This is a genomic window from Shewanella canadensis (genome assembly GCF_003966225.1).
Lineage (GTDB): Bacteria > Pseudomonadota > Gammaproteobacteria > Enterobacterales > Shewanellaceae > Shewanella > Shewanella canadensis.
On sequence record NZ_RXNU01000001.1, the window covers coordinates 663315 to 684720 of the forward strand.

A 21406-nucleotide genomic window follows, 5' to 3' on the forward strand; every position below is an offset into this window, starting at 1 on the left:
GGCATCATCGCTTGATGCCTTGCACTAAACCCATTGAGATTGAGCAAAATTCAAGCTCGAAAGATAAACAGGCCCTAGCAGTCTCATAGAGTATTTATCAATAAACCCGTTTCATCATAACTGGTTATAGTCTCAAGAAAGGATAATCTAATGGCACGAGTGCATTTTGACTGGGCAGATCCCCTGCAGTTTAACGCTCTACTCTCCCAAGAGGAGAGGATGGTTCGTGATAGCGTTTATGACTACGCTCAGGACAAACTCATGAGCCGGATATTGATGGCTAACCGAAATGAACATTTCGATCGTGACATCATGAACGAACTCGGTGAAATGGGCTTACTGGGCGCGACTCTGCCAGAGAAGTATGGTTGCTCAAACGTCAACTATGTGAGCTATGGCCTGATAGCTCGCGAAATTGAACGGGTCGATAGTGGCTATCGCTCGGCAATGAGTGTGCAGTCCTCTCTCGTGATGCATCCAATTCATGCCTATGGCACGGAAGAGCAAAGGGGCAAGTATCTGCCAAAGCTTGCCAGCGGCGAATGGATCGGTTGTTTCGGGTTAACAGAGCCCGATGCAGGTTCAGATCCCGGGGGAATGAAGACCAGAGCCGAACGCATAGAGGGTGGCTACCGAATTAATGGGGCCAAAATGTGGATAACCAATTCACCCATTGCCGATATTTTCATTGTATGGGCCAAACTTGAGGGCAAGATCCGTGGTTTTATTCTCGAGAAAGGGATGCCTGGGCTGAGTGCGCCGAAAATTGAGGGTAAATTTTCACTCCGAGCCTCTATTACGGGGGAGATTGTTATGGACAATGTCGAAGTGCCTGAAACGGCTCTGATGCCAAATGTGAAAGGATTGAAGGGGCCATTTGGCTGCTTGAATAAGGCTCGTTATGGTATCGCCTGGGGGGCATTAGGTGCCGCCGAATTTTGCTGGCATGCTGCTCGTCAATATACACTGGATCGGATCCAATTTAATCGGCCCTTAGCGTCGAATCAGTTGATCCAAAAGAAATTGGTCGATATGCAAACTGAGATAAGTCTGGGTCTCTTTGCGTGCTTGCAGGCGGGACGCCTAATGGATAATGATGCATTGGCTGTCGAAGCCATCTCTATGATTAAACGCAACTCCTGTGGTAAAGCCCTGGGTATTGCCCGTATGTCTCGCGATATGCATGGCGGTAACGGTATCTCCGATGAGTTTCATATTATTCGTCACGTTATGAATCTGGAGGCGGTAAACACCTATGAGGGGACCCATGATATTCATGCATTGATCTTAGGCCGGGCCCAGACAGGCATTCAAGCATTCTGTTGAGCCAGTGGTGAAACTTAGGCTTCTTTCCTCTGAGAGTGGATTCACCTAAGCGGAGAGGAGCCAAAAGGTAACCCGATTATGGGTCTAGCTTATCAAAAAGGATTCGAAGGCCACTTTCATAGTGGCAATTCGTTCGTCTTGATTGTCGATATTTAGATCCAAACTCAATGAACTCACTGCTGCTAGTTAATGACTTTGTTAACGGCTTCGAGTATCTCATTTCTCGTCGATGGTTTGAGAATATAGCCTTTTAATCCTTGCTCTGCCCAGGTCTTTATTAACTCTTTATTTTTGTTCCCGGTTAGCGCGATTATTGGCAACTCTTTTCCGCCTGATACCGATTTGATCTGTATGGTCGTATTGATGCCATCCAGGTTGGGCATAAACAGATCCATTAACACCAGAGCATATTGGTTGCTTCGAATCTTCTGAAGTGCATTTAAGCCATCTTCTGCCTCATCCACCAGAAAGTTTTCTTTAGCTAATACCCTGACTAACATGTCTCGGTATATTTGATTGTCTTCTACGACCAGAATTTTTTTAGGTTTTTGTATTTCCACATGTTCAATTTTAGAGGTGAGCATCGATGATTCAGATAGTGCCTCCGATACTGTTTGACGATCGGGTGGCAGCACTCTGGATAGATCGGCTAACTTAGCCTCCAATACCTCTATACCGACCTGCTTCGAGAGTAGCTGTTGTATCATACTATCCAGACTGGATTTTATGTTATCTTCCAGTTCGGCAAGGAGGGGCTCGACATGGGTCTTGTTAATATTTTCCATTAGTTTTTTCGAAGATAAATTTGTATCAAGTTCTTTATCTACGACTAAGTTTTGAGGCTCCTTCAGGCTCTTCTTACATATGGCTATAGAACCGAGCAGTGATTGCTTACATTCACTGCTTTTATCTATGAGTGAGACTAGCTCCTGGCCAATATTTTCGAGTTGCTCCTCATGTAATCCAGCATAATGGCTCGTTGCTTGACTGATGAGTAAGCCACTATGCACGATCATTTTTAAACGAAATTTTTCATATAGAGGCTGATAGACAAAATAGTTGTCGAAAATGTCTTTAATGCAACAACGAAATGCGGTAGCTGACTCACGATTTTTACACAGTAAGATACTGTAATGAGGGTAATCCAGGAATTTGTCTGAAATGAGCTTTGTATATAATTCGATGCTCTTCTGTACGGTTGTGAGCGCAAACAGTATCACAGAAGGTTTAAGGTTTTTTACCTTGTCACCAATTTCAACGTTTACCAGAATCGTACGATATTCCTCTACCTGATCGGCAATGATACTGGCCGCACCCAGAACATCTTCCTCATTTTCATAGATCATGATTACTTTTGGGTTACGGCATGCTAGGTGAGATTGTTTTGTCATTGACTATCACTCCATGTACTCGTTGCAATGCTTCTTTGACTCGTAAAATCAAATCCTTGCACTTAGCTTTATCCTGATCTAACCCTGACTGTTCCAGGGCTTGAAGTAGGTATGATGTTTGTTCTGCTCCAACCGCTTTTGCGGAAGTTTTTAGAAAGTGAGCTTCCTCTTTAATCTCTAAAATTCTGCTGTCGTTATACATGGTAACGATATTTCTAAGAGAGACTTTGGCCTGTTTTAAGAAATCGATCTCAAATTGCCTGATCATATCCGGCTCATTACCAATGAGTTCAATCATCACGTTTCTATTTAAAATCTGCAGCTGCTTTTCAGTCATTGCTGTACCACTTATCCATAATTTTTTTGAGATCCTTTAATAGTATGGGTTTACTGACAAAGTCACTCATTCCTGTTGAGTAACAATACTCAGCATCCCCACTCATGGCGGCACCGGTCACAGCTACGATTGGGATCGCTTTCTTATTATGCTCTTGTTCCAGATTTCGGATCTCTTTTGTCATATCGTAACCATCAAGATTGGGCATATGGCAATCAGTTAAGATCAACTTGTAGTCGATATTTTTCCAATGCTGTATACCATCGATGCCGTCTTCGGCAAGATCGCACCGATAACCTAATGTAGATAATTGTTCCAAGATTAATTTTTGATTGAGTGGGTTGTCTTCAACGACTAAGACGTCGGCTTGTAATGTCGATATTGTGTTCATGCTTGAGTTAACACTGAGCGGGTTAATATCCAGTTCATCCAAGTCTAAGCATAGTTCATTCTCGATAATATTTTGGACCGATGATATGAGTTGTATCTTAGTCATAGGTTTGGTTGGTAATATTGAAACCTGGGGGATTATTTTTCGTATCTTGCTCATCTCTTTTCGTGGAACGGCCAGAAGCAAGTTTGATTTGTTTATGTCTGATTGGGCTAGCGTTTGTAGTATTTTTTGTGAGGCAGAAAGAGACGGAATGAGTAGTAATACGACGTCATAGCAGGGCAGTGCAGCTTTAATACTCTCAGCCTTAGTACTTTCAGTTTCAATATTCTCAACTTCAATAAGTTCAGCCTCATAACTTGCAGCTTCTACAGTTTCTACGGCTGCACCTTCTGCTTGCAGATGTTTAACTATTACACGTTGAGAGGTGTTGTCGTCAGAGATATTAATAAGGGCGATGGAGGTCTTATCTAGCTTAGCGTGTAGCTGTGTAGTATCAGTTTTTGAGCGCCAGAAGGGCAACTCAACTGTAAAGGTTGAGCCTTGGTCAGGTGTGCTGTCTAGCTTAATCTCCCCCCCCATCATACTGGTTAAGTTGCCACTGATCGCTAAGCCCAGGCCTGTTCCACCGTATTTTCTGGTCGTTGAGCGTTGGGCTTGCATGAAAGGGGTGAATAATCTTTTTTGTGTTTCTTTGTCGATACCAATTCCGTTATCGATAATAGAGAAGCTTATTTTATAGATAATGTCGTTGTGTTCTGCAACGTTTGTGATTAAACGTATCTCTCCGGGTTTGCCCTCCACTGTGTGGGTGAACTTTATCGCATTACCCAGCAGATTAAACAATATTTGACGAACTTTCACTGCGTCGCCTTCGAGCAGACTGGGTAGCTGTGGGTCTTCGTAGATGTGCAGGTTGAGTCGCTTCTTATGGGCTAGAGGCAAGAAGACTTGAACCACGTTATCGATCACCTCTGTTAGCGAAAAGTCGCGCTGTTCTAGTTGCATCTTTCCAGATTCAATTTTATTTATATCCAGAATGTCATTGAGAATATAGATCAGGTTGGTCGCAGAGGTCGTTGCCGTTTCTATTAAGGACATGGATTCTGGATTTTGTTTTGAGAGGGTGAGTAGATCTAAGGAGCCGATAACTGCGTTCATCGGGGTTCGCAGCTCATGGCTCATCATAGACAGGAATTCGCTTTTGGCTTGACTGGCCCGTTCGGCCCGTACTTTGGCCTGTTGAAATTCTTGAGTGCGTTGTGTCACTCTCGCCTCTAGCTCATCGTTGGCTTTTTGTAGTTCGGCTTGAATTTTAAAGATCGGAGATTGATCGATGCAGATCCCATCGATTCGGCAATTCTGCTTGTCTCTGTTCTGCCCAACCTTGCCTTTTGCGTGTACGTAGATTACCTCGCCATTGGGTAAAATGGAGCGGTATTGCTGATCGAATAGCTCTCCGGTGGTTAAAGAGTGATCGACCGCGGCCATGATTCGATCCACATCTTCAGGGTGGAGTCTCTCCGCCCATTTTTCCAAATTTCCAATGTCGTCAGGATGCAGTGCAAACATATTATTTGCTCGACTATCCCAGTCCCACACCCAGTTATTCTCACTATCAATTTCTGCCCGCCAGTTACCGATATTTCCCACATCAAGAGCGATATTCTTACTCTCATTGGCGTCGTGTAATGCAAAAAGCGTCTCTTTGGCTTCGGTGCAATCGATTAACGAACCCGTATGTGTATAGCTATTATCTTTCGATAAAATGGCTTCGCTACTCAGTTCAAACCATCGCTCTTTTCCATCTGTCTGTGCTCTGAATTCGAGGCAAAACCGGGTTCCCGGTTCAAAAATGTCATCCAGATAGACATCGAGTTTATGTTGATCCCTTGGATCGAGCATACTTTTGAAGTGCAGCCAACCGAGGGATGTGTCCGCATCTAAGCCAATAAGCTCTTTGAATTTCAGTGAGAAATAGCAAAACCTTGAATGTGGGCTATATTCCCATATTCCAATATTCGCGCCTTTAATGGCATGGTTTAGCCTTTCCAGCTTATGCTTTGCCTGATATCTTTTAGCTCGGCACTCACCGCACCGGTTGACGATTAGCCAGTACTCCCCGGGAGTTAATGGGCTCTCATTGATACTGACATTGACACAAATATTTTGGCTATTAACTGAGAAAGTGGAGAAAAACTGTTTTTTTTCAATTAAATGATGAATGAAAATTGAACTGTTTGTAATACAGAGGTCTTTAAACAGATTAAAATATCGGTAGGCTACTTCTCCTGAGACCATCTCATTTGAAACTTTGAATTCATGTTGAAAACTGGAGTTTACAGATAGAATGGTGCCTTCTTTGCTGCAAACCATGATGGGAAATGGGGTGAGGTCCGTTGATGAAGTTGCGTACATAGTCCATTTGTACTCGTGCGAGTTAAATCCTATTGATAAGAATAGCAGTTATTGTCTTTTTAGCCTGATGAAGCATAAAAATTTTCAGTTTGTGGATCTCATATATATATCTATAAATGCTGCATTCAGCTTGATGCAGGCTTGATTGCGAAAATATCGCAGTTAAGCTGATCTATGATGTGCTCACTGGTGTGTCCTTTAAATTGGCTGAATAACCCATGATGTTCTCCGGCGCCAAGGATGACGATGTTGGCTCCATATTTTTCTGCCATATGGGGGATGATGTGATCCGGTAGCCCCTCTTCCAGATGTAAGTGGCTGTTTTCAATCTGATGAGTTCTGACGGAATCGACTAAGTCTATCCAGTGACGACTCTGATTATTCTGACGATGATGTTTCACCTTGGGGGGGGTTATCGTCATACTGATATTTTGCTCTAGAAAGCAATTTACAAGGTGAATGTCGCTACTGAGAAGGCTGGCAATATGCTCGGTTTCATCGAGTAGCTTTTGATTGAAGCTATTGTGTTGATGACTCGCATCGTCTGTCTCTATCGCGGTAAGGATATGGCCATTCTCCCTCCACTCATTTGCTCCAACCAGCATCACGGCAACGTCACTTTCTCTGAGTAGTCGCCATTCATCGGCAAATGAAAACTCATGAAAGAGAGGGTGATGGTGCTTATAGTTGAGAATGACGAGATCGTATTGTTCCTGCTCGAGCTCCTCCAATATCGCTTTGGAGACGCTGTTATTGAGACGAGTCTTGCTCTCTATTTTGATTCCTTGAGCACGGTATTGATCAATAGACTTTTTATGAATGAAAAACGGGTTGATGCTTGAACTTGAATGGGTCAGCCGGGAGAGTAGAGTATTCTTAGGAGTGACTTCCAGTAAAGTTAACTTCGCATGAGTTTTATCAACTAAAATTAGAGCCTTATGCAGAGCGTCTTGCGTCGATGAGCGAGTGTCGACTACGGCTAAGATATGTCTGTATGCAATCATAAATATGCTCATCTTATTTAGGAACCCTTGATAAACTGTAGACGAAACATCAGAAAATGAAGCGCGGTAAATAAGAATGATTTTAACTAAGATTACTCTTTTATAGTGCCCAATCGTCTAGATTTTTTAATAGACTGTTTGTATGGGATTTTTACTTTTGTTTTTAAAGAATATTCGGGCCTGTCGATAGACAAGCCCTGCAGTAATTCGATGAATAATGGAGGTGGGAAGACCGAGATCCTGAGCTCTTACTTAAGAGATCACGCTTTACTCTTGATGAATTCGATGGCCGCAGTATCCAGAGAGCGATTAGAGATATAACTCACGCCATTGGTATTTTTAATAAGAAAGCCTTTGTTGGTTATGGTGAGTTCACTGATATCACCCCACAAAATAGTGCTATCAACATAGAGTGACTCGCTGCTAATGCCTTGCTCATCGATAGTTAGTTTGACTTCATTACTCGCGGCCTTGCTCATCATCTGTCGCCATAACCACCAGGTCTTTTTGAACTTAACACTTAAGGCCTCTAAAGCACCTAGTCCTACAAGAAAGAGAGAAGCATAGGCATTCGCGCCAGTGAGCAATAACGCCGTTCCGACTAAAACAAATCCAATAGCCTTGTAATAAGCCCTGAGAGATGTATCGACAGTTACCGACTCATCGAAGCATTCACTGAAATAGGTTTTATCGAGAATATAATGACTGGTAAAACTAAAAGGAGAGTTCATTGGTATCGGCTTGATTGAGTTTGGCGTTAGTTTAACCGCAACCAATCTCAATTCAAATCTTGTATTAGTTACAAAGGTGCATCTAAACTCAATTGATAAGCGCAAACCAGCTAAGGCATAACGATGTCATTCGTTCCTAAGGGCTATGTTAATTACCAATCGACCTGTGTTTTTACCAGAACAAATGTGCCTAAGGTATTGCTGGAGCCACACTATACAAAGGTGGGTGTCTATGGCCAGCTCCATGTACTTTGTGGTGAGTTAAAGTTTTATGGTTATGCCGATAAAAGGGGAGAACCCGAGAAAGTAGTGCTGGTAAAGGCCAATGAAACGGCAATATCGCATCCTGAGTATTGGCATCGAGTCGAGCCTTTAACTGATGACACAGAGTTCGAGATCCGTTTCTTTGCTCACAAGGATTCACCGTTAGTTAGTAATATTGAGGCAAAGAAAAGTTGATGACTTATATTCATGGTCATCATGCTCAGTACTCTTAATGGGACGATAGAGGCATTAAGAGCCTGAGCAAGCGAATGTCGATTCTGAAGCGAGGTCGCCGGCGTACGTTAAGAGTTAAAAAGTTGCTTGAGCTGTTGGCATTTTTCCGATCGATTATCGACTGTACTGCCTCCCCAATCGGCTTCAACTTGATGAATGAGCATTTTTATCACCCGCTCGACTCTCTGCCCTCCCTCTTCAACCGTTAATGCGAAGTCCTCTGCACCATGGTTTATGCTGGTCTGATTTTTTTTCTGCCATGATTTAAAGTCACCCTGAAAAGAGAGATCACTATTTTCACGGTTACAAAATTTGGCCAATGGCTGGTACATGACTGATTGAATAAAAACCATCTCATCTGCAGAATAACTCGGCTGTACCTTCTCTGCGGCGATGGTTTGAAAAGTGCTGGCGACCAGAATTATTGCTAATAAAGACTTCATTCCCTTTTCCTTATATGCGATTTAATTTCTTATTATTTAAGATCTAATTTTGTGATGACTTTTAACATTTGAAACGTGAGTGTGGGCTAAATTGGAGAGGGGAACAATGATTGAGATCAATAACAAATAAAATGAATATTTTTAATGCATCTTAAGGGGTTACCTCGAGTGCAGACTCTGAAAGCTTGCTTATTTCCCATGATATATTATTTAAGATGATTACCCAGCCTGATTGAAATAGATTTAGTTTTTTGTTAAACCTGCAGTTAACAAAAGTTAACATGACATTTACACGTCAAATCGTTAGAGTGGTACTGTGTCATTTTCGACATAAGTGTTGAGTGAGATGATGAGTAAGGAGAGGGCATGTTGTTAGGAAACATAGCTGAACTATTTTTCTGGTTTTTCTGGGAGTTTTTGCTCTCATTCATCTTATATACGACGGGTGCAGTGGTCTTAGGTGTGCTCTCTTTCGGTCGCATACAAAAACCACTTTATTTCCCCGGCGTCTTCAATAGTGAAAAGCGTCTCGCGAAGAATGATTTCTTTTCTGTCTATATCTCGGGGTTCTTTTTCTATCTCATCCTGCTTACCTTGATTATCTGGTTAGGCTAGCTTCCTCATTCCTCATTCCTCATTCCTCATTCCTCGTTCCTCAATCCTTGTGTTAATCGTATCTATTTCGCTCAGACGGGATATCACTCAGATACTGTACAAACTCAACTTCATAGCCATTTGGATCTATGTAGTAAACATTGCGCCTGAAATCATCTTCAGCACCCTCTTTATCAATCGTATATCCTGCTGTATCCAACCGTTCGATGATGGCATCCAGATTATCGGTGACAAATGCGAAATGAGCTAACCCAATTTGATGACCCGTTAGATCGCGGTTTTCACCGACACCATCATTGTTGAAGGCTAAGTATTGGTAGTCGTCACCGAAATGTACCCAATCTCTGGGTTTACCGTGCCAGATTCCTTTACCACCTCCCCGAACCTGCCAGTGTGGGAATGCCGTTTGATAAAAGTGAAGGGTTTTAGGTATATCTTCAACGACTAAGTTTACGTGTTCGAGGTGTATCATGACTTGCTCCTTATGGATTGTATTTTTGTTAAATTGGTAGCCTCAATTTCATTAATCTTGTTTACTCGCCAGGGCGGATTTAAACGGTTTTCTCCAGCCCAGTAGAGCTTGATTTTGTTGCAACTGGGGTCGTGCAATACGGCTTCACGCCAAAGATATGTTTGCTCGGTTGGCATCTGGTCGAATACGAAGCCGCGTTCGATTAATTGCTGAACAAGTTCATCAAGCTGTTCATGTTCAAAGTATATAGTGCTGGTATTTTTCTCGCTTTTTTCCTGTAAAGAGAGCGAAAAACTGGCGTTGCCATCCAGACAGTGAAACCTCGCATAATGCGGGGTATCGACAATCAATTCGAAACCCATATTTTTGTAAAATTCGGTTGCAGCTTTCATCTCATATACCGGGAAAGTGACTTGATTCATCCTCATTACTCTGACCTCTTTAAAGGGTAACTTTAAATGGAAACTTTAATTGGGAAGACTACATGCCGTAGCAATATTCCTGTTGCTTGGGGTAGGGAGTCGACTCATGCCTCTTTCGGATCCCAATTAAAGCGCCACTGTATTGATTGAGCATATGTAAGCTGTAACCTATGCGCGCCCTTAAATCTATTTCACGTTGATCTTCAATGTTGTGCTTACAATTAAGGGAGGCGCTATCGAGAGAGGTATTAGTGTTGAGAACTTCATTCACATTTCGAATAATCAGATGGTCAGGGAGTGCAACCATTTTATTGTTTTTAAGTGCATTCATTCTGAGTTCTGCAATCGGGTAGGCACCGCTTATTCCACTGACAACCGAAACCAATAGGGCTGGCTTATGGGCAGTATCTTGGTTATCACACATCAATAGGAAGTTTTTCAGAAGTGGGGAAGCCATACCACCCCACTCAGGAGTGATTAGGATCAGCGCATCGGCTCGACGAACTTTATGACTAATCATGGTCCATGGGCTACCCTCTGTGGATTTACTTTCCGGCTCACCATCCCAAAATGGCAGATCGAAACGACACAGTTCAATATGGCTCACTTCTGAATAACCTGTCGCTGCCGAACTCATGTATTTCGCGACTTTAGCGCTCTGTGACTGAGCTCTTTGGCTGCCACTGACAATAAGTAATCTCATTTAAATAAACCTTTTTATTTACTAATTGTTTTATAATGTAGGTGCTTTACTAAATATTGTAAAGGGCCTACAAGATAAAAAGTAAATAAAAAAGTTTACTTAATGTCTGGATAAGTAATAATAGCGGTAAGGTAGAGAGGAAAGTGTTATGAAAACCAGTGAAAAGATCATTCAGCTACTTAAGACTCAAGGCCCGCTTACCGCTAAGGTGCTTGCCAGTGAGTTGTCTCTCACGACAATGGGCGTGCGTCAGCATATGCAAGCATTAGAGGATGAGGGAGATATCTGCTCTGAAGATAAAAAAGCGCCCCGGGGACGTCCTACCCGATACTGGTCTTTAACGCCAAAAAGCAATAGCCATTTTTCCGATCGACATGAAGAACTCTCAGTTCAGCTGATCGATTCCGTAATCAAGGTATTTGGCGATAGTGGGCTGGATAAGCTGATTTCACACCGAGAGCAAAGCGCCCTTGAGCTCTACCAACAGAGGTTAGCCGGGGAAGATACGCTTAACGATCAGCTCTGTGCCTTGGCCGAACTGAGATCGAGTGAAGGATATATGGCAACGGTTAACAAAGAGGGTAATGACTTTTGGCTGTTGGAGAATCATTGCCCTATCTGCGCCGCGGCGAGTCAATGCCTTAACTTCTGCCGCTCAGAGTTAAACCTGTTTCAAACCTTGTTAAAGGAAGAGGCAGAAGTGAGTCGTGAAGAGCATATTATCGAGGGCGCACGTCGCTGTGCTTACAAGATAACGCCGATTAAATAGTGGTAAATTATTAGATGGAATCGAAGCGCGCCAGATTAGACCGGTTTATCAGCGTCAATACAGGTATTAACCGTAAACATGTTCGGCTTATGTTGGCCAAAGGCCGTGTTAAGGTTGATGGTGAATTTGCCCGTGATATCGACCAAATCGTGGATGAATTTTCTCATATTTGTTTAGACGATATAGTGCTACAAGCTAACGAGGCCAGCTATGTCATGTTGCATAAGCCCGTTGGAGTGGTGAGTGCGACGATAGACGATATACATAGAACTGTGATCGATCTGTTAGAGCGAGATGATAAGGAGAGCCTGCATATAGTAGGGAGACTGGATCTCAACACTTCCGGTCTCCTGTTACTCACTAACGATGGGCGTTGGTCGAAGCAGTTAATGGATCCTGAGCATAAGGTTGGCAAACTTTATCGTGTTCATCTGCAGAACCCTCTGACTCCTGAGTATATTTCCGGATTTGCTAAAGGAATGTATTTTGAGTTTGAAGATGTTACCACCTTGCCGGCAGAACTTGAAATTATAGATAGCTATACAGCATTGGTGACTCTTTATGAGGGACGCTACCACCAGATTAAGCGCATGTTCGGTCGCTTTCGCAATCCGGTCATTGGGTTACATCGAATTTCAGTGGGCAACATAGTACTCGATGAAAGCTTAGAACCTGGGCAGAGCAGAGAACTTACACCTGTCGAAATAGCTATGTAGTCAAGTCAGTTAGCATTAGAACAATAATGTTTCGCGAGTGAAATTATCGAGATGATTTAAGGTTCAGTTAATCCAGATCATTCATTTAACATACATGATGTGCTATACCTATCAGCATGAATAGATAAATCCAATAAAAAATGACTAATCATGCACTCAAGAAGATCAGTGAACTCGATGTATTTTGTTTATTGGTATTTAAAATTATTTTTCAAACCGGTCATGCAAATACAGCAGCAAAAGAGCTGAATGTCTCGGCGCCTAAAATCAGTCGCTGCCTGACCATGTTACGGGCGACGTTTGATGATGAGCTATTCTATCGTCGTCAATTAGGCTTGAAACCAACCCCATTAGCCGAACATCTGTATGAGCCCATATGTCGATTTTGCGACTCGGTGGCTAAAATCGAACAGGTGGCGTTTGAAGTAAACCATTACGACTCAACTCCCACTCTTAATATCGCGGTCACGCCGGGCATCATGGCGAGTCTCTCTCTGATCTTATCCAATAATGATTCTCTTAATAGCATTGGTAAGATTCGGCTCCATCCCTGGAAAGATGACTCAGCCGAGTTAATTCACAGCGGAGGATTAGACTTAGGGGTGGCCTTCGATACCTCTTGTCACCATGATCTTAATTTTGAACACTTAGGTACCTTAGACTCAGTTTATCTGGCGGGAAATACCAGACATCCCATATGGGAGAGGCTTCCTCATTTGACCTTAGATGACATCTGTAAGCACCCTTTTCTCTATCTGGAAGGCAAAGGGTTCAATGACAAGGTGGACCCCCTGGAAGTCTATAGCCGCCAGTCGGGAATAGAGCTTCTAAGTGTCGAAAAGGTCAAAGGTAAGGAGCAGTGGTACAGCAACTTATTGACCATGGGGAGCCTGGCTTTTGCTCCAGCGGTAGAGGCTGAAATTTGTAAAAATATGCCTGGGATCCGTATCGAGCAGTTACCCGAAGAGGAGGTAGAGAAGCTTCATGGTAATATGCTGGCCCCACAATACTATTTAATAGAGAAACCGGCTTCCCACCGCCGATACACAGTTGAAAATAGAGAAATGATAATCAATATTATTAAGGGGTTACTGACTTCTTCATGATTATCGACTTCAATTCTACTTATCGAAATTACCTTTTGCAGATATTGAAATTACGATAACCGAATCTTTAAATGTCGGTCACAAGTTGATCACCGAGTTGCAACATTCCTTTCTAGTTCTTTTATATTTGATGTACTGCGATAGCAGGAAAAACTTATATAGGGACTGATGATGAAAAAATATAATAGCTCCTTACTGGCAATGGCACTGATTAGTGTCGTTGGCCTTACCGCGTGTGGTGATGGCGATGATGGTAAAGATGGTGCTCCGGGAGATCCTGGAACACCGGGTACACCTGGAACACCGGGTTTACCAGCGGGTTCATTTACTGACACTGTAAACTCAGCAGCTGATTTCGTACTGACCTTAGCGCCAGCCGATATCGTTGTTGTAGGAACTGAAGATTTCGCACTTAAATTCACCGTTACCGGTAAAAATAGCAAGGGTGACGCTGTCCCCTTTGTTGGTTTAGATAAAGTCGCGCTATATGTGACGAATCAGACCGTAAATACCACAGATACAGGTGCGCCAATGTTATGGGGCAATAATGCCCTAACCAATGAATTTGGCTCAAGCATGTACTGTACGCCTACAGGTATGGCAACGGCGCGTGGTGGAGCAGAAGTCGAGGCATGTACTCTGGTTGAAGACACTGAAAACCCAGGTACCTATACCGGCTCTTGGGTGCATGACGGTAATGCGCCTGTCGTATTGGCCGCTGGCGAGCCTAACTCGCTCTATCGGGTCATGATCCGCTCTTACAATGTGGTCGATAGTGAAGGTGAGGGAGTTGCCGATAAGTTACTTTCAACGCCTATGGACTTTAACCCGTCGACCGGAGCGCTCGCTGTCTCGGCTAAAGATATCGTTTCCAGCGCGGCCTGCATCAAGTGTCACACACAAATGGAAGGCTATGCTGAAGGTGATGTACGTATCGCCAATATCGGTGCTCACCATAACTATCAAAAAGTTGAAAACTGTATTGCCTGTCATAACCCAGCGTACGCTGGTGGACAAGACGATCCCGAGAAAGGCTTTAACGCCAACTTCAATGCGATGATCCATACGATTCATGCCGGTCACCACCTCGCAGATGAGCTAACAGGTGATGCATTAGAAGAGTTTGGCGAGATTGGTTTCCCAGCAGAGCTTAATGAATGTATGACTTGTCACGATGGCGCATCCGGCTGGAATGATAATGTCTACGCCGAAGCGTGTCAGGGATGTCATATGGATGTTGACTTCACCACAGGTGAAAATCATCTGGGCATTATTCCCGGAAGTGATGCAGCCTGTTCCGGTTGTCATGGTGCCGGTATCCTGAGTCCTGTGATAGCGCATAATGTTGGTGATAGAGATAAAGTCGCTGAAAAATTTGTGATTGATATCCAATCAGCTGTGATTGAAGCTTCGCCAACACTCGATAAGAGCTATTTGACCGTTACCTCTAAAGTGACCATGAATGGTGCGCTTGTAGATGCAACAATTTACGCAGCTATTACCGACTATATGACAAATGCTGGTCGTGGCTTCTTAATCGGTCGTCTTAATCCAGAGACTGGTGCTGTTGCCCATGGTTATGGCTCCGCAGGTAGCTTCAAAATGCCATTTACCGGTGGTGTAATGTCTGCTGGTATGCTGGTTAATAAGACTGAATTTGACACCGTAGATTTAGTTGGTCCTATCTATGCGACTGCAGAAGTACAATTATGCTCAGCAGACGATATGATTGTCGAATGTACTGCTAATGAACTCGCCGTTGCTAACAGTGCGCCAGTTCAATATTTTAACCTTTCAGACTCTGGAGCCACTGAGGTTACAGCGCGTATTGCCGACGCAGATAGAACGACTATCAGCGAAGCTAAGTGTAATACATGTCATGGAAATTTAACTCACGTTAAAGGATCGCATGGTGTTACAGAGTTTACCCAATGTATGGCTTGCCATAGTGAAAATCGTGGTGCCGTAGCTTCATATCACCCGATTGTTACGTTCAAGACCGACGAAGTCGATGCCGATGGTGATGCGATTTGGGAGACTGTAGAGGGGTTAACATTTGCTAACCGTGATTTAGTAACGGTTGCTCATAGATTCCACAGCGGTAATTGGGATGGTACACCTGCAATCTACCGCGACGCCGATGGTGAACTGCACGGTTATCCAGCAGTACAAACTAACTGTAGTGAGTGTCATAAAGATGGTGCAGAGCTCTTTGCCGCAGACGGTGGTCTGACTTCCGGTAAACGTTCTGTCCAAATTAGTGATACCGGGTTTATTACACCTGTCGCCGAAGCCTGCCGTAGTTGTCACGCTCACTCTGGAGCGGCTGCATTAGCTCACTTCAAGAGCAACGGTGCTTATGTTGAGGGCGACGAGGGTAGCATTGCTGATCTTCCAGTCGAGTCTTGCTCAACTTGTCATGGCGAAGGTAAGACCTATGGTATCGACAAGATGCATGCGGGGGTTGCTCACTAGATAGTAACTATAATATTTCACCCTCTGTGGGAGCTTCCCTGCTTCCCACAGTTTCCTTGCAATTTTTGGGACCTTCGGGTCCCTTTTTTAATTCATTATTCTACCTGTGCCCATCCATGTGCTCGTACCACATATATCCATTTAGTCGTATATCGAAAGTATCCAACGCAGCATGAAATGTTTTGCCCTTTGCTTTAAGCATCAGTCGCACTATGTGAGACTCTTCGTTTCAGATTGAAAGTCGGTGGGTTTCACTCAATGATGATTTTTCTTTATCATTCCGTGATGCTGGTCGCAATATTTCTGCATTTGAGATCCTTGTATTGGTAGCTGGCCGTTTCGATTGTTTAGGGGGTTCGAATATTGTGTTGAATCCCCCCTTGGTGGGCGCAAGATCTTGTTTATGGCTCGTTATGTGATCCGGTTCGTACTGGGGCGCTTGCTGCTTTTCAGGCTCAAGGTTGGTTCTTATTTAAGTGTGTGAAATTAATGGTTTTTTTTGCTCTCTGGCTATTTGCCTTTTAGGGCGAAACTTAGGTTTAAAACTGGTTTGTTTATATTTAAATAGCTTTAAATTCAGACGATTAGTTCATTGTCATCCTCTTTTATCTACGAGCTCATCGATTATTGTTTTTGAAAATCAAACACCTGTTTACTCGTTTGATATGTTAAATCCCTTCCACTAGAATGCGCCGCGCATGATCTATACCCAAACCACTTCAAGATTTTGGCTTGAGAAAATCGATAAGTGGCTTGGGTGTATTTAAATCAATTTAATTCTGTTGGAAAATTCCTGTAGGGGAAATCAATGTCGACGAAACTAGCTAACCCAGCACCATTAGGCCTTATGGGCTTTGGTATGACTACCATACTGTTAAATATTCATAATGCGGGCTTCTTCCCGATCGATTCAATGATTCTCGCGATGGGAATATTCTATGGCGGTATCGGTCAGGTCATCGTCGGTGGCATGTGCTTTAAGCGTGGCGATACATTTGGTACAACAGCATTCACCTCATATGGTTTGTTCTGGCTGACATTAGTAGGCCTGATAGTCTTACCTAAGATGGGACTGGCTTCTGCAAGTCCTGCGGGATTCATGGGCTGGTACTTGACGCTATGGGGTATCTTTACAGCGTTTATGTTTGTCGGCTCACTACGTTACCCACGTGCTAAGCAGGTAGTATTCGGTTCATTAACTATTCTGTTCTTCCTTCTGGCTGCCAGAGATTTTACCGGCAGCGAGCTGATCGGCACTATTGCCGGCTTCGAAGGTATCTTCTGTGGTGCCAGCGCAATCTACTTTGCCATGGCCCAGGTGCTCAATGCAGAGTATGGCCGTACTATATTACCGGTTGGTGAGTTAACGGCGAAATCGACTAACTCTTCTCAAGTAGAAGCTCAGCTAAAAGCCGCTTAATAAGCAGCTATTTAGCTCGGCTTCACTCGAAAAAAAAAGGCTGACATTTGATGTCAGCCTTTTTTATTTGAGCTAAATACTGAGATTAAGCTCGCTGCAATTTCAGTAACCATTTGCCATATAGGTAGATCCCCACGGCAGATATGGTGCCAATGGCGGCAATGATGTACCAAGCCATACCTATGTTATGGGTGTTATATAACAAGGTTGTTAGCGCTTGAGCCGGCTCGCCCGTATAGGCAACCAATGTGCTGAAGGCTTCACCCTGCGGGATGGCGCTCACCTCTGTGGCACTCATGCCACGCTCTGACAATAGATCCAGAGAGAAGATCTCTTTCGAGGCGTACATCTCATAGAGTTTAGGACCAAAATAGCCTTCAAGTGTCCAACCGATGCCTTGGGGTAACATGACAAATCCCAGATACATGGCTTTCTTGCCTTCCGGCGCTATGTTACCCATAAACTCATTCTTCTTGGGGCTTATCATCATCTCACCAAAAGAGAACATGGCAATGGCCAATACTATCATCCAAGCTGCATTGGTCGCACCCACTAACACGAAGGCGAAAATACTCAGCAAGCAGCCACCAAGCATAGCCGTCGTAATGCGGTATTTAGCGGTCAACGCCGCGACCAGGAAGCAGGTCGTCATGATCATACCCGCATTGAGGTTGAGCATGCCTTCCGGCATCACCCTAGTTCCGGTGTTGTCCAGTCCCAACCAAAATTGGAAGAAGCCATTTGAGGTGCCCTCCGGACCAAATAGGGAGGTGACAATGACGCTGGTGTCGACCCATTCGGCGATATGGATTGGCAGTACATCGAAGAGTGAATTAAACAGGAACCAGAAACCGGCAAACACCAGCATGTAGTAGATAACCACCGGTTTTTTAAGCTCATGCAGTGCATCTCTCCACAGTGCCTGTTGGTGAATTTCACCAGACTTGATTTTGCGGTTGCGTTCCAATCGCTCCTCTTTTCCCGGCTCTTTATAGGCGAGTAGAAAGAGGAAGTTGAAGGAGATAATCGCCGCACAGGCGTAAAAGACATTATCCCAGGAGAGTTGGCGCATATGCACCGCAACCAGAGGGCCAAGGAAGCCACCAATATTGACCACCTGATAGAAGATCCCCCAAGCCATGGAGGTGTTCTGTCTGCCGGTGGAAAGTACCAGAGTTCCCTGAATACCGGGTTTAAAAATACCGGTACCTCCAGCGAGTAATATGGCACCGAACAGGAAGCCATAGAAGCTAGGGAAGAATGCCATCACCAAATAGCCGCAGATCTTAATTATGGTGGAGGCAAAGATGGTCTCTTTATAACCGACTCTATCGGAGATCCCGCCGGTAAATACCGGGACAAAGGTCTGCATCATGGCCCAGAGAGCGATAATGATACCGTAGTCGTTCAGGCTTATTCCTAAGCCTCCTTCAGAAACTGGCGCCTTCGCATAAAGACCGGCACTGGCTTTTACGCCGTAGTAGGCAATTCGCTCAACGAGCTCCATGCCACCGACAATCCAGAAAATGTAACTTAAGCTGGCAATGGAGGCCCACATACCCAGCTGCTTGACTTCTCGCAGGTCATTACCTGCGTAAGCATCTTTGGAGTCGCTCATACCCTTCCTTCAAATTTTATATTATTTATAATTATTGGTTTAATTTTAATTGTTCGTGGTAATAGCGATGATTCAGATTACCGGAACGTTAATGATTGCTGCCGACACTTTACCTAATTTGATGAAAAACACCAAAGTGAATATAGATATTTAAACAGAGTTCATGTTTCATAACTTTTATCGTTTTTGTCTTAGCGCCGCAGGAGGTGCTCAAATATTGCAGGTTATGAGCCATACAGACCCGTTTAAATTGAAAAGTGTTCGTTCCTCTTTATGGTGTAGGAGTTATTTTTCAGTTAGCTTAACTGATTGTATTAATGCTGTTTATTTATTTACTGTTAGCTTTTTATGACTTTGGTGATTAACTTGGGAACATCTTGAATATGATGTATGTTTGATCTGTATATGAGAAATTGAACCAAAATCAATCGATGAGAAGGTATCTCAATTTGGCTCAGCGTGATTAACTTAGAGGAAAGATTAAACGATGGAAGAGACCAAGGTTGAAATTCGCCTCATTGTGGAGCGGGACCTCGAGCAATTCTTTGCCTACCTGAGTGAACAGTTAGCTGAAAACGGACGGGGAGCTAACCCGCTTTTCCAGCCCCAGTCACCAGACTCGGACGGGTTAACAAAAGAGATGGAGCAGCGCTTCACGTCAGGAATGATTGTCGATTTCCCGCAATCTGGCTGGCGACGAGTGTGGGGAGCGTTCGATAAGCATGGCGTCATCATGGGTCATATCGATCTTCGTGGTCATCCAGAGGCCCATACGCAGCACAGGGCCTTGCTTGGCATGGGCGTACATCGAGATGCCAGACGCATGGGATTGGGCCACAAACTGATAAGAAGCGTCAAGCAATGGGCTATCGATGAGGCTGAAATCGAGTGGATCGATCTCTGGGTGTTATCTGAAAACTTGCCAGCTATCGGCCTCTATCAAGCGGCGGGTTTTATCAAAAATGGTGAGCTTGAAGATATGTTCAGGATAGATGCCCGCTCCTATGCATATACCCGAATGAGCTGTTCGTTAAAGTGAACCGCTCACTAAAGTGTACTATTCATTAAAGCACCCTATTTAACAAAGTGCTTTATTCACGAATGTACTCTATTCACGAAAGTGCTCTACGGTAAATAACTCGACCTGCATATCATCGGACCAATGGTCGGAGGCCCAGCCTCCTTTACGTTTTAACTCTCTGATAAATTCATCAGGTTGGGGCAGTTGCTCCCATACCTGAGGAAGATAGACAGAGCGGTGAAAGGCATCGCTCAATACCACGCCGTATGGATGTTCTGCCAGGTAACGAAGCAGTGCATCCTCATCCCTGATCTTTAACGGGCTGAGAGGGGAGAGCACTGAGAGCTCAACCGTGAGCCGCTCCATTTGTGATGCGAGCAGAGGAAGAAATCGATTATCTTTAAAAGCGCTGCAACGCGCTAACTCGGGAATGCTCTTTGACAGGGGTCGACTCCCTTCGATATCTCCCATACAGCCACAGAGCTTTCCATCTAGAAATAGGGTGACAAAACAACCTGCATGGCGCGACAAGAGAGCATCTTGTGTCTGGCTCTCGATGTCTGATTGCTGTGGAATAAAATAATCAACCAGGGTCTGTCTGGCCAAGGCCAACAGCGTCTGTTTATCCTCTGTGGTGAGATTAATACAGGGCGAAGCTGGCATAACCTACCACCTTACTCTTATCTCCGGCGCTGTCGCCGGAGTTTAGGTAACATACTTGGTCAATGGCCAAGTCGTGCCGCTTAGCGTACATGTTCAGCCCATTTAGAGCATAGCAGCCACAAGCCTGAAGAGATGAGAGTTGCGTACTTAAGTTCAATATTTGCTCACAGGTCTGCCTGTCTATCCTGCAGGCCTCGTCATAGGAGTGGTAATGGCTGAGATCTGAGCTCACCACGATTAAGGTATTTTCCCGTTGGCTAAACAGCTCCAGAATATCGGCCACTACCGAGGGGGAACATTCACCCACCACGATAGGAAGCAAACTGAATCGTTCCAAACAGAGCTGCAGAAATGGTAGCTGTACCTCCAGACAATGCTCATCGAGGTGTGGTTGATCGGAGATGATCACACCGTCTAAGGCACTTAACGCCTCATAGTCTTGCTGCTCAATGGTTATTTTACCTAAGGGGGTCGCAAAGGTGTTGGCCTCTGGGAGGGCGCAACCTTGGAGGTAGACTCGGTGTGCCGGTCCCAGTAAGACCACCGTCTCTATCTTATTATCGTCAAGGAGCTGAGCGAAAGCGCGTCCGGCTACGGCGCCGGAATAGATATATCCCGCATGGGGAACGATAAGTGCCTTAGGTCGCGGCTTGTCGCTGGGATTCACTCCCAGCTCACGGCTATTTTTGTTAGTCGCGCAGAGGAATTGTTTGACTTGAGTCGTCAGTTCGGCGGGATCTGCTGGGTAGAAAAGGTCGGCCACGGCGGCTTGGCGTATCGAGCTTAACATTTGAACCTTCTTGAAGCATCTCGAAGCTTAGTAAACAAATTTAAACTAGGCTTTAAGTATAGATGATGTAGGAGGTC

21 protein-coding genes are annotated in these 21406 nt (G+C 44.3%); 9 read left to right on the forward strand and 12 right to left on the reverse strand.

Annotation, left to right across the window (positions count from 1 at the left end; genetic code table 11):
• Positions 1-150 precede the first annotated feature (150 nt).
• Positions 151-1326, forward strand: a complete 1176-nt coding sequence (locus tag EKG38_RS02925) for an acyl-CoA dehydrogenase (protein WP_126518486.1) — start codon at positions 151-153, stop codon at positions 1324-1326.
• Between the two features lie 182 nt (positions 1327-1508).
• On the opposite strand, the gene EKG38_RS02930 is transcribed toward EKG38_RS02925, so the two are convergent.
• The 5 genes from EKG38_RS02930 to EKG38_RS02950 form a co-directional block, all read right to left on the reverse strand.
• Positions 1509-2717: a response regulator gene (locus EKG38_RS02930; protein WP_126518488.1), complete on the reverse strand. Its 1209-nt coding sequence runs from the start codon at positions 2715-2717 to the stop codon at positions 1509-1511.
• Positions 2686-3054, reverse strand: coding sequence for an Hpt domain-containing protein (locus tag EKG38_RS02935; RefSeq protein WP_126518490.1), 369 nt, complete (start codon positions 3052-3054; stop codon positions 2686-2688). The genes EKG38_RS02930 and EKG38_RS02935 overlap by 32 nt, the downstream gene beginning before the upstream one ends.
• A complete protein-coding gene (locus tag EKG38_RS02940) occupies positions 3047-5863 on the reverse strand; it encodes an ATP-binding protein (RefSeq protein ID WP_126518492.1) in 2817 nt (938 codons plus the stop codon). Before EKG38_RS02940 ends, EKG38_RS02935 begins: the two co-directional genes overlap by 8 nt.
• A gap of 125 nt (positions 5864-5988) precedes the next feature.
• The gene (locus EKG38_RS02945; protein ID WP_246033059.1) at positions 5989-6867 is read right to left on the reverse strand and encodes a universal stress protein; all 879 of its coding nucleotides are present in this window, start codon (positions 6865-6867) and stop codon (positions 5989-5991) included.
• A gap of 260 nt (positions 6868-7127) precedes the next feature.
• Positions 7128-7598 (reverse strand): YcxB family protein, encoded by a 471-nt coding sequence (locus tag EKG38_RS02950; RefSeq protein WP_126518495.1) that lies wholly within the window; start codon positions 7596-7598, stop codon positions 7128-7130.
• Between the two features lie 123 nt (positions 7599-7721).
• Here EKG38_RS02950 and EKG38_RS02955 point away from each other — a divergent pair, with 123 nt between their 5' ends.
• The gene (locus EKG38_RS02955; RefSeq protein ID WP_126518496.1) at positions 7722-8057 is read left to right on the forward strand and encodes a TehB-like domain-containing protein; all 336 of its coding nucleotides are present in this window, start codon (positions 7722-7724) and stop codon (positions 8055-8057) included.
• Positions 8058-8164: 107 nt separating this feature from the next.
• Here the strand turns inward: EKG38_RS02955 and EKG38_RS02960 are convergent, their stop codons facing one another.
• The gene (locus EKG38_RS02960) at positions 8165-8539 is read right to left on the reverse strand and encodes a hypothetical protein (protein WP_126518499.1); all 375 of its coding nucleotides are present in this window, start codon (positions 8537-8539) and stop codon (positions 8165-8167) included.
• A gap of 366 nt (positions 8540-8905) precedes the next feature.
• On the opposite strand from EKG38_RS02960, the gene EKG38_RS02965 reads away from it, so the two are divergent.
• Positions 8906-9154, forward strand: coding sequence for a hypothetical protein (locus EKG38_RS02965; protein WP_126518501.1), 249 nt, complete (start codon positions 8906-8908; stop codon positions 9152-9154).
• A 52-nt stretch (positions 9155-9206) separates the two neighbouring features.
• On the opposite strand, the gene EKG38_RS02970 is transcribed toward EKG38_RS02965, so the two are convergent.
• Genes EKG38_RS02970 through EKG38_RS02980 form a run of 3 tightly spaced genes read right to left on the reverse strand, consistent with a single transcriptional unit; the run spans position 9207 to position 10751 of the window.
• Positions 9207-9626: a VOC family protein gene (locus EKG38_RS02970; protein ID WP_126518503.1), complete on the reverse strand. Its 420-nt coding sequence runs from the start codon at positions 9624-9626 to the stop codon at positions 9207-9209.
• Positions 9623-10054, reverse strand: coding sequence for a VOC family protein (locus tag EKG38_RS02975; protein WP_126518505.1), 432 nt, complete (start codon positions 10052-10054; stop codon positions 9623-9625). Before EKG38_RS02975 ends, EKG38_RS02970 begins: the two co-directional genes overlap by 4 nt.
• A gap of 52 nt (positions 10055-10106) precedes the next feature.
• A complete protein-coding gene (locus tag EKG38_RS02980; protein WP_126518507.1) occupies positions 10107-10751 on the reverse strand; it encodes an NAD(P)H-dependent oxidoreductase in 645 nt (214 codons plus the stop codon).
• 148 nt (positions 10752-10899) lie between these two features.
• On the opposite strand from EKG38_RS02980, the gene EKG38_RS02985 reads away from it, so the two are divergent.
• From EKG38_RS02985 to EKG38_RS03005, 5 genes are all read left to right on the forward strand, one after another.
• Positions 10900-11520 (forward strand): helix-turn-helix transcriptional regulator, encoded by a 621-nt coding sequence (locus EKG38_RS02985; RefSeq protein WP_126518509.1) that lies wholly within the window; start codon positions 10900-10902, stop codon positions 11518-11520.
• A 14-nt stretch (positions 11521-11534) separates the two neighbouring features.
• Positions 11535-12236, forward strand: coding sequence for a pseudouridine synthase (locus EKG38_RS02990; RefSeq protein WP_126518511.1), 702 nt, complete (start codon positions 11535-11537; stop codon positions 12234-12236).
• Between the two features lie 140 nt (positions 12237-12376).
• Entirely contained in the window at positions 12377-13342 is a 966-nt protein-coding gene (locus EKG38_RS02995; protein WP_126518513.1) for a LysR family transcriptional regulator, read from the forward strand.
• 171 nt (positions 13343-13513) lie between these two features.
• The gene (locus tag EKG38_RS03000; protein WP_126518760.1) at positions 13514-15817 is read left to right on the forward strand and encodes an OmcA/MtrC family decaheme c-type cytochrome; all 2304 of its coding nucleotides are present in this window, start codon (positions 13514-13516) and stop codon (positions 15815-15817) included.
• Positions 15818-16625: 808 nt separating this feature from the next.
• The gene (locus EKG38_RS03005; RefSeq protein WP_126518515.1) at positions 16626-17237 is read left to right on the forward strand and encodes an acetate uptake transporter; all 612 of its coding nucleotides are present in this window, start codon (positions 16626-16628) and stop codon (positions 17235-17237) included.
• Positions 17238-17322: 85 nt separating this feature from the next.
• Here EKG38_RS03005 and EKG38_RS03010 read toward each other — a convergent pair whose 3' ends face one another.
• Positions 17323-18855, reverse strand: a complete 1533-nt coding sequence (locus EKG38_RS03010) for an MFS transporter (protein ID WP_126518517.1) — start codon at positions 18853-18855, stop codon at positions 17323-17325.
• A 487-nt stretch (positions 18856-19342) separates the two neighbouring features.
• Here EKG38_RS03010 and EKG38_RS03015 point away from each other — a divergent pair, with 487 nt between their 5' ends.
• Positions 19343-19894 (forward strand): GNAT family N-acetyltransferase, encoded by a 552-nt coding sequence (locus EKG38_RS03015; protein ID WP_126518519.1) that lies wholly within the window; start codon positions 19343-19345, stop codon positions 19892-19894.
• A gap of 69 nt (positions 19895-19963) precedes the next feature.
• On the opposite strand, the gene amrA is transcribed toward EKG38_RS03015, so the two are convergent.
• The gene (gene amrA, locus EKG38_RS03020; protein ID WP_126518521.1) at positions 19964-20539 is read right to left on the reverse strand and encodes an AmmeMemoRadiSam system protein A; all 576 of its coding nucleotides are present in this window, start codon (positions 20537-20539) and stop codon (positions 19964-19966) included.
• Positions 20517-21329 carry an AmmeMemoRadiSam system protein B gene (gene amrB / locus EKG38_RS03025; RefSeq protein WP_126518523.1) on the reverse strand — a complete coding sequence of 271 codons (813 nt, stop codon included), beginning with the start codon at positions 21327-21329 and terminating at the stop codon, positions 20517-20519. Before amrB ends, amrA begins: the two co-directional genes overlap by 23 nt.
• Positions 21330-21406: the final 77 nt, after the last annotated feature.

Coding starts and splice junctions, on each gene's coding strand:
- EKG38_RS02980 (WP_126518507.1), bottom strand. CDS start 10,751: ATGAGATTACTTATTGTCAGTGGCAGCCAAAGAGCTCAGTCACAGAGC.
- EKG38_RS02930 (WP_126518488.1), bottom strand. CDS start 2,717: ATGACAAAACAATCTCACCTAGCATGCCGTAACCCAAAAGTAATCATG.
- EKG38_RS02960 (WP_126518499.1), bottom strand. CDS start 8,539: ATGAAGTCTTTATTAGCAATAATTCTGGTCGCCAGCACTTTTCAAACC.
- EKG38_RS02940 (WP_126518492.1), bottom strand. CDS start 5,863: ATGTACGCAACTTCATCAACGGACCTCACCCCATTTCCCATCATGGTT.
- EKG38_RS02975 (WP_126518505.1), bottom strand. CDS start 10,054: ATGAGGATGAATCAAGTCACTTTCCCGGTATATGAGATGAAAGCTGCA.
- amrA (WP_126518521.1), bottom strand. CDS start 20,539: ATGCCAGCTTCGCCCTGTATTAATCTCACCACAGAGGATAAACAGACG.
- amrB (WP_126518523.1), bottom strand. CDS start 21,329: ATGTTAAGCTCGATACGCCAAGCCGCCGTGGCCGACCTTTTCTACCCA.
- EKG38_RS03010 (WP_126518517.1), bottom strand. CDS start 18,855: ATGAGCGACTCCAAAGATGCTTACGCAGGTAATGACCTGCGAGAAGTC.
- EKG38_RS02955 (WP_126518496.1), top strand. CDS start 7,722: ATGTCATTCGTTCCTAAGGGCTATGTTAATTACCAATCGACCTGTGTT.
- EKG38_RS02985 (WP_126518509.1), top strand. CDS start 10,900: ATGAAAACCAGTGAAAAGATCATTCAGCTACTTAAGACTCAAGGCCCG.
- EKG38_RS02970 (WP_126518503.1), bottom strand. CDS start 9,626: ATGATACACCTCGAACACGTAAACTTAGTCGTTGAAGATATACCTAAA.
- EKG38_RS02995 (WP_126518513.1), top strand. CDS start 12,377: ATGACTAATCATGCACTCAAGAAGATCAGTGAACTCGATGTATTTTGT.
- EKG38_RS03015 (WP_126518519.1), top strand. CDS start 19,343: ATGGAAGAGACCAAGGTTGAAATTCGCCTCATTGTGGAGCGGGACCTC.
- EKG38_RS02950 (WP_126518495.1), bottom strand. CDS start 7,598: ATGAACTCTCCTTTTAGTTTTACCAGTCATTATATTCTCGATAAAACC.
- EKG38_RS02935 (WP_126518490.1), bottom strand. CDS start 3,054: ATGACTGAAAAGCAGCTGCAGATTTTAAATAGAAACGTGATGATTGAA.
- EKG38_RS02925 (WP_126518486.1), top strand. CDS start 151: ATGGCACGAGTGCATTTTGACTGGGCAGATCCCCTGCAGTTTAACGCT.
- EKG38_RS02945 (WP_246033059.1), bottom strand. CDS start 6,867: ATGATTGCATACAGACATATCTTAGCCGTAGTCGACACTCGCTCATCG.
- EKG38_RS03000 (WP_126518760.1), top strand. CDS start 13,514: ATGAAAAAATATAATAGCTCCTTACTGGCAATGGCACTGATTAGTGTC.
- EKG38_RS02990 (WP_126518511.1), top strand. CDS start 11,535: ATGGAATCGAAGCGCGCCAGATTAGACCGGTTTATCAGCGTCAATACA.
- EKG38_RS03005 (WP_126518515.1), top strand. CDS start 16,626: ATGTCGACGAAACTAGCTAACCCAGCACCATTAGGCCTTATGGGCTTT.
- EKG38_RS02965 (WP_126518501.1), top strand. CDS start 8,906: ATGTTGTTAGGAAACATAGCTGAACTATTTTTCTGGTTTTTCTGGGAG.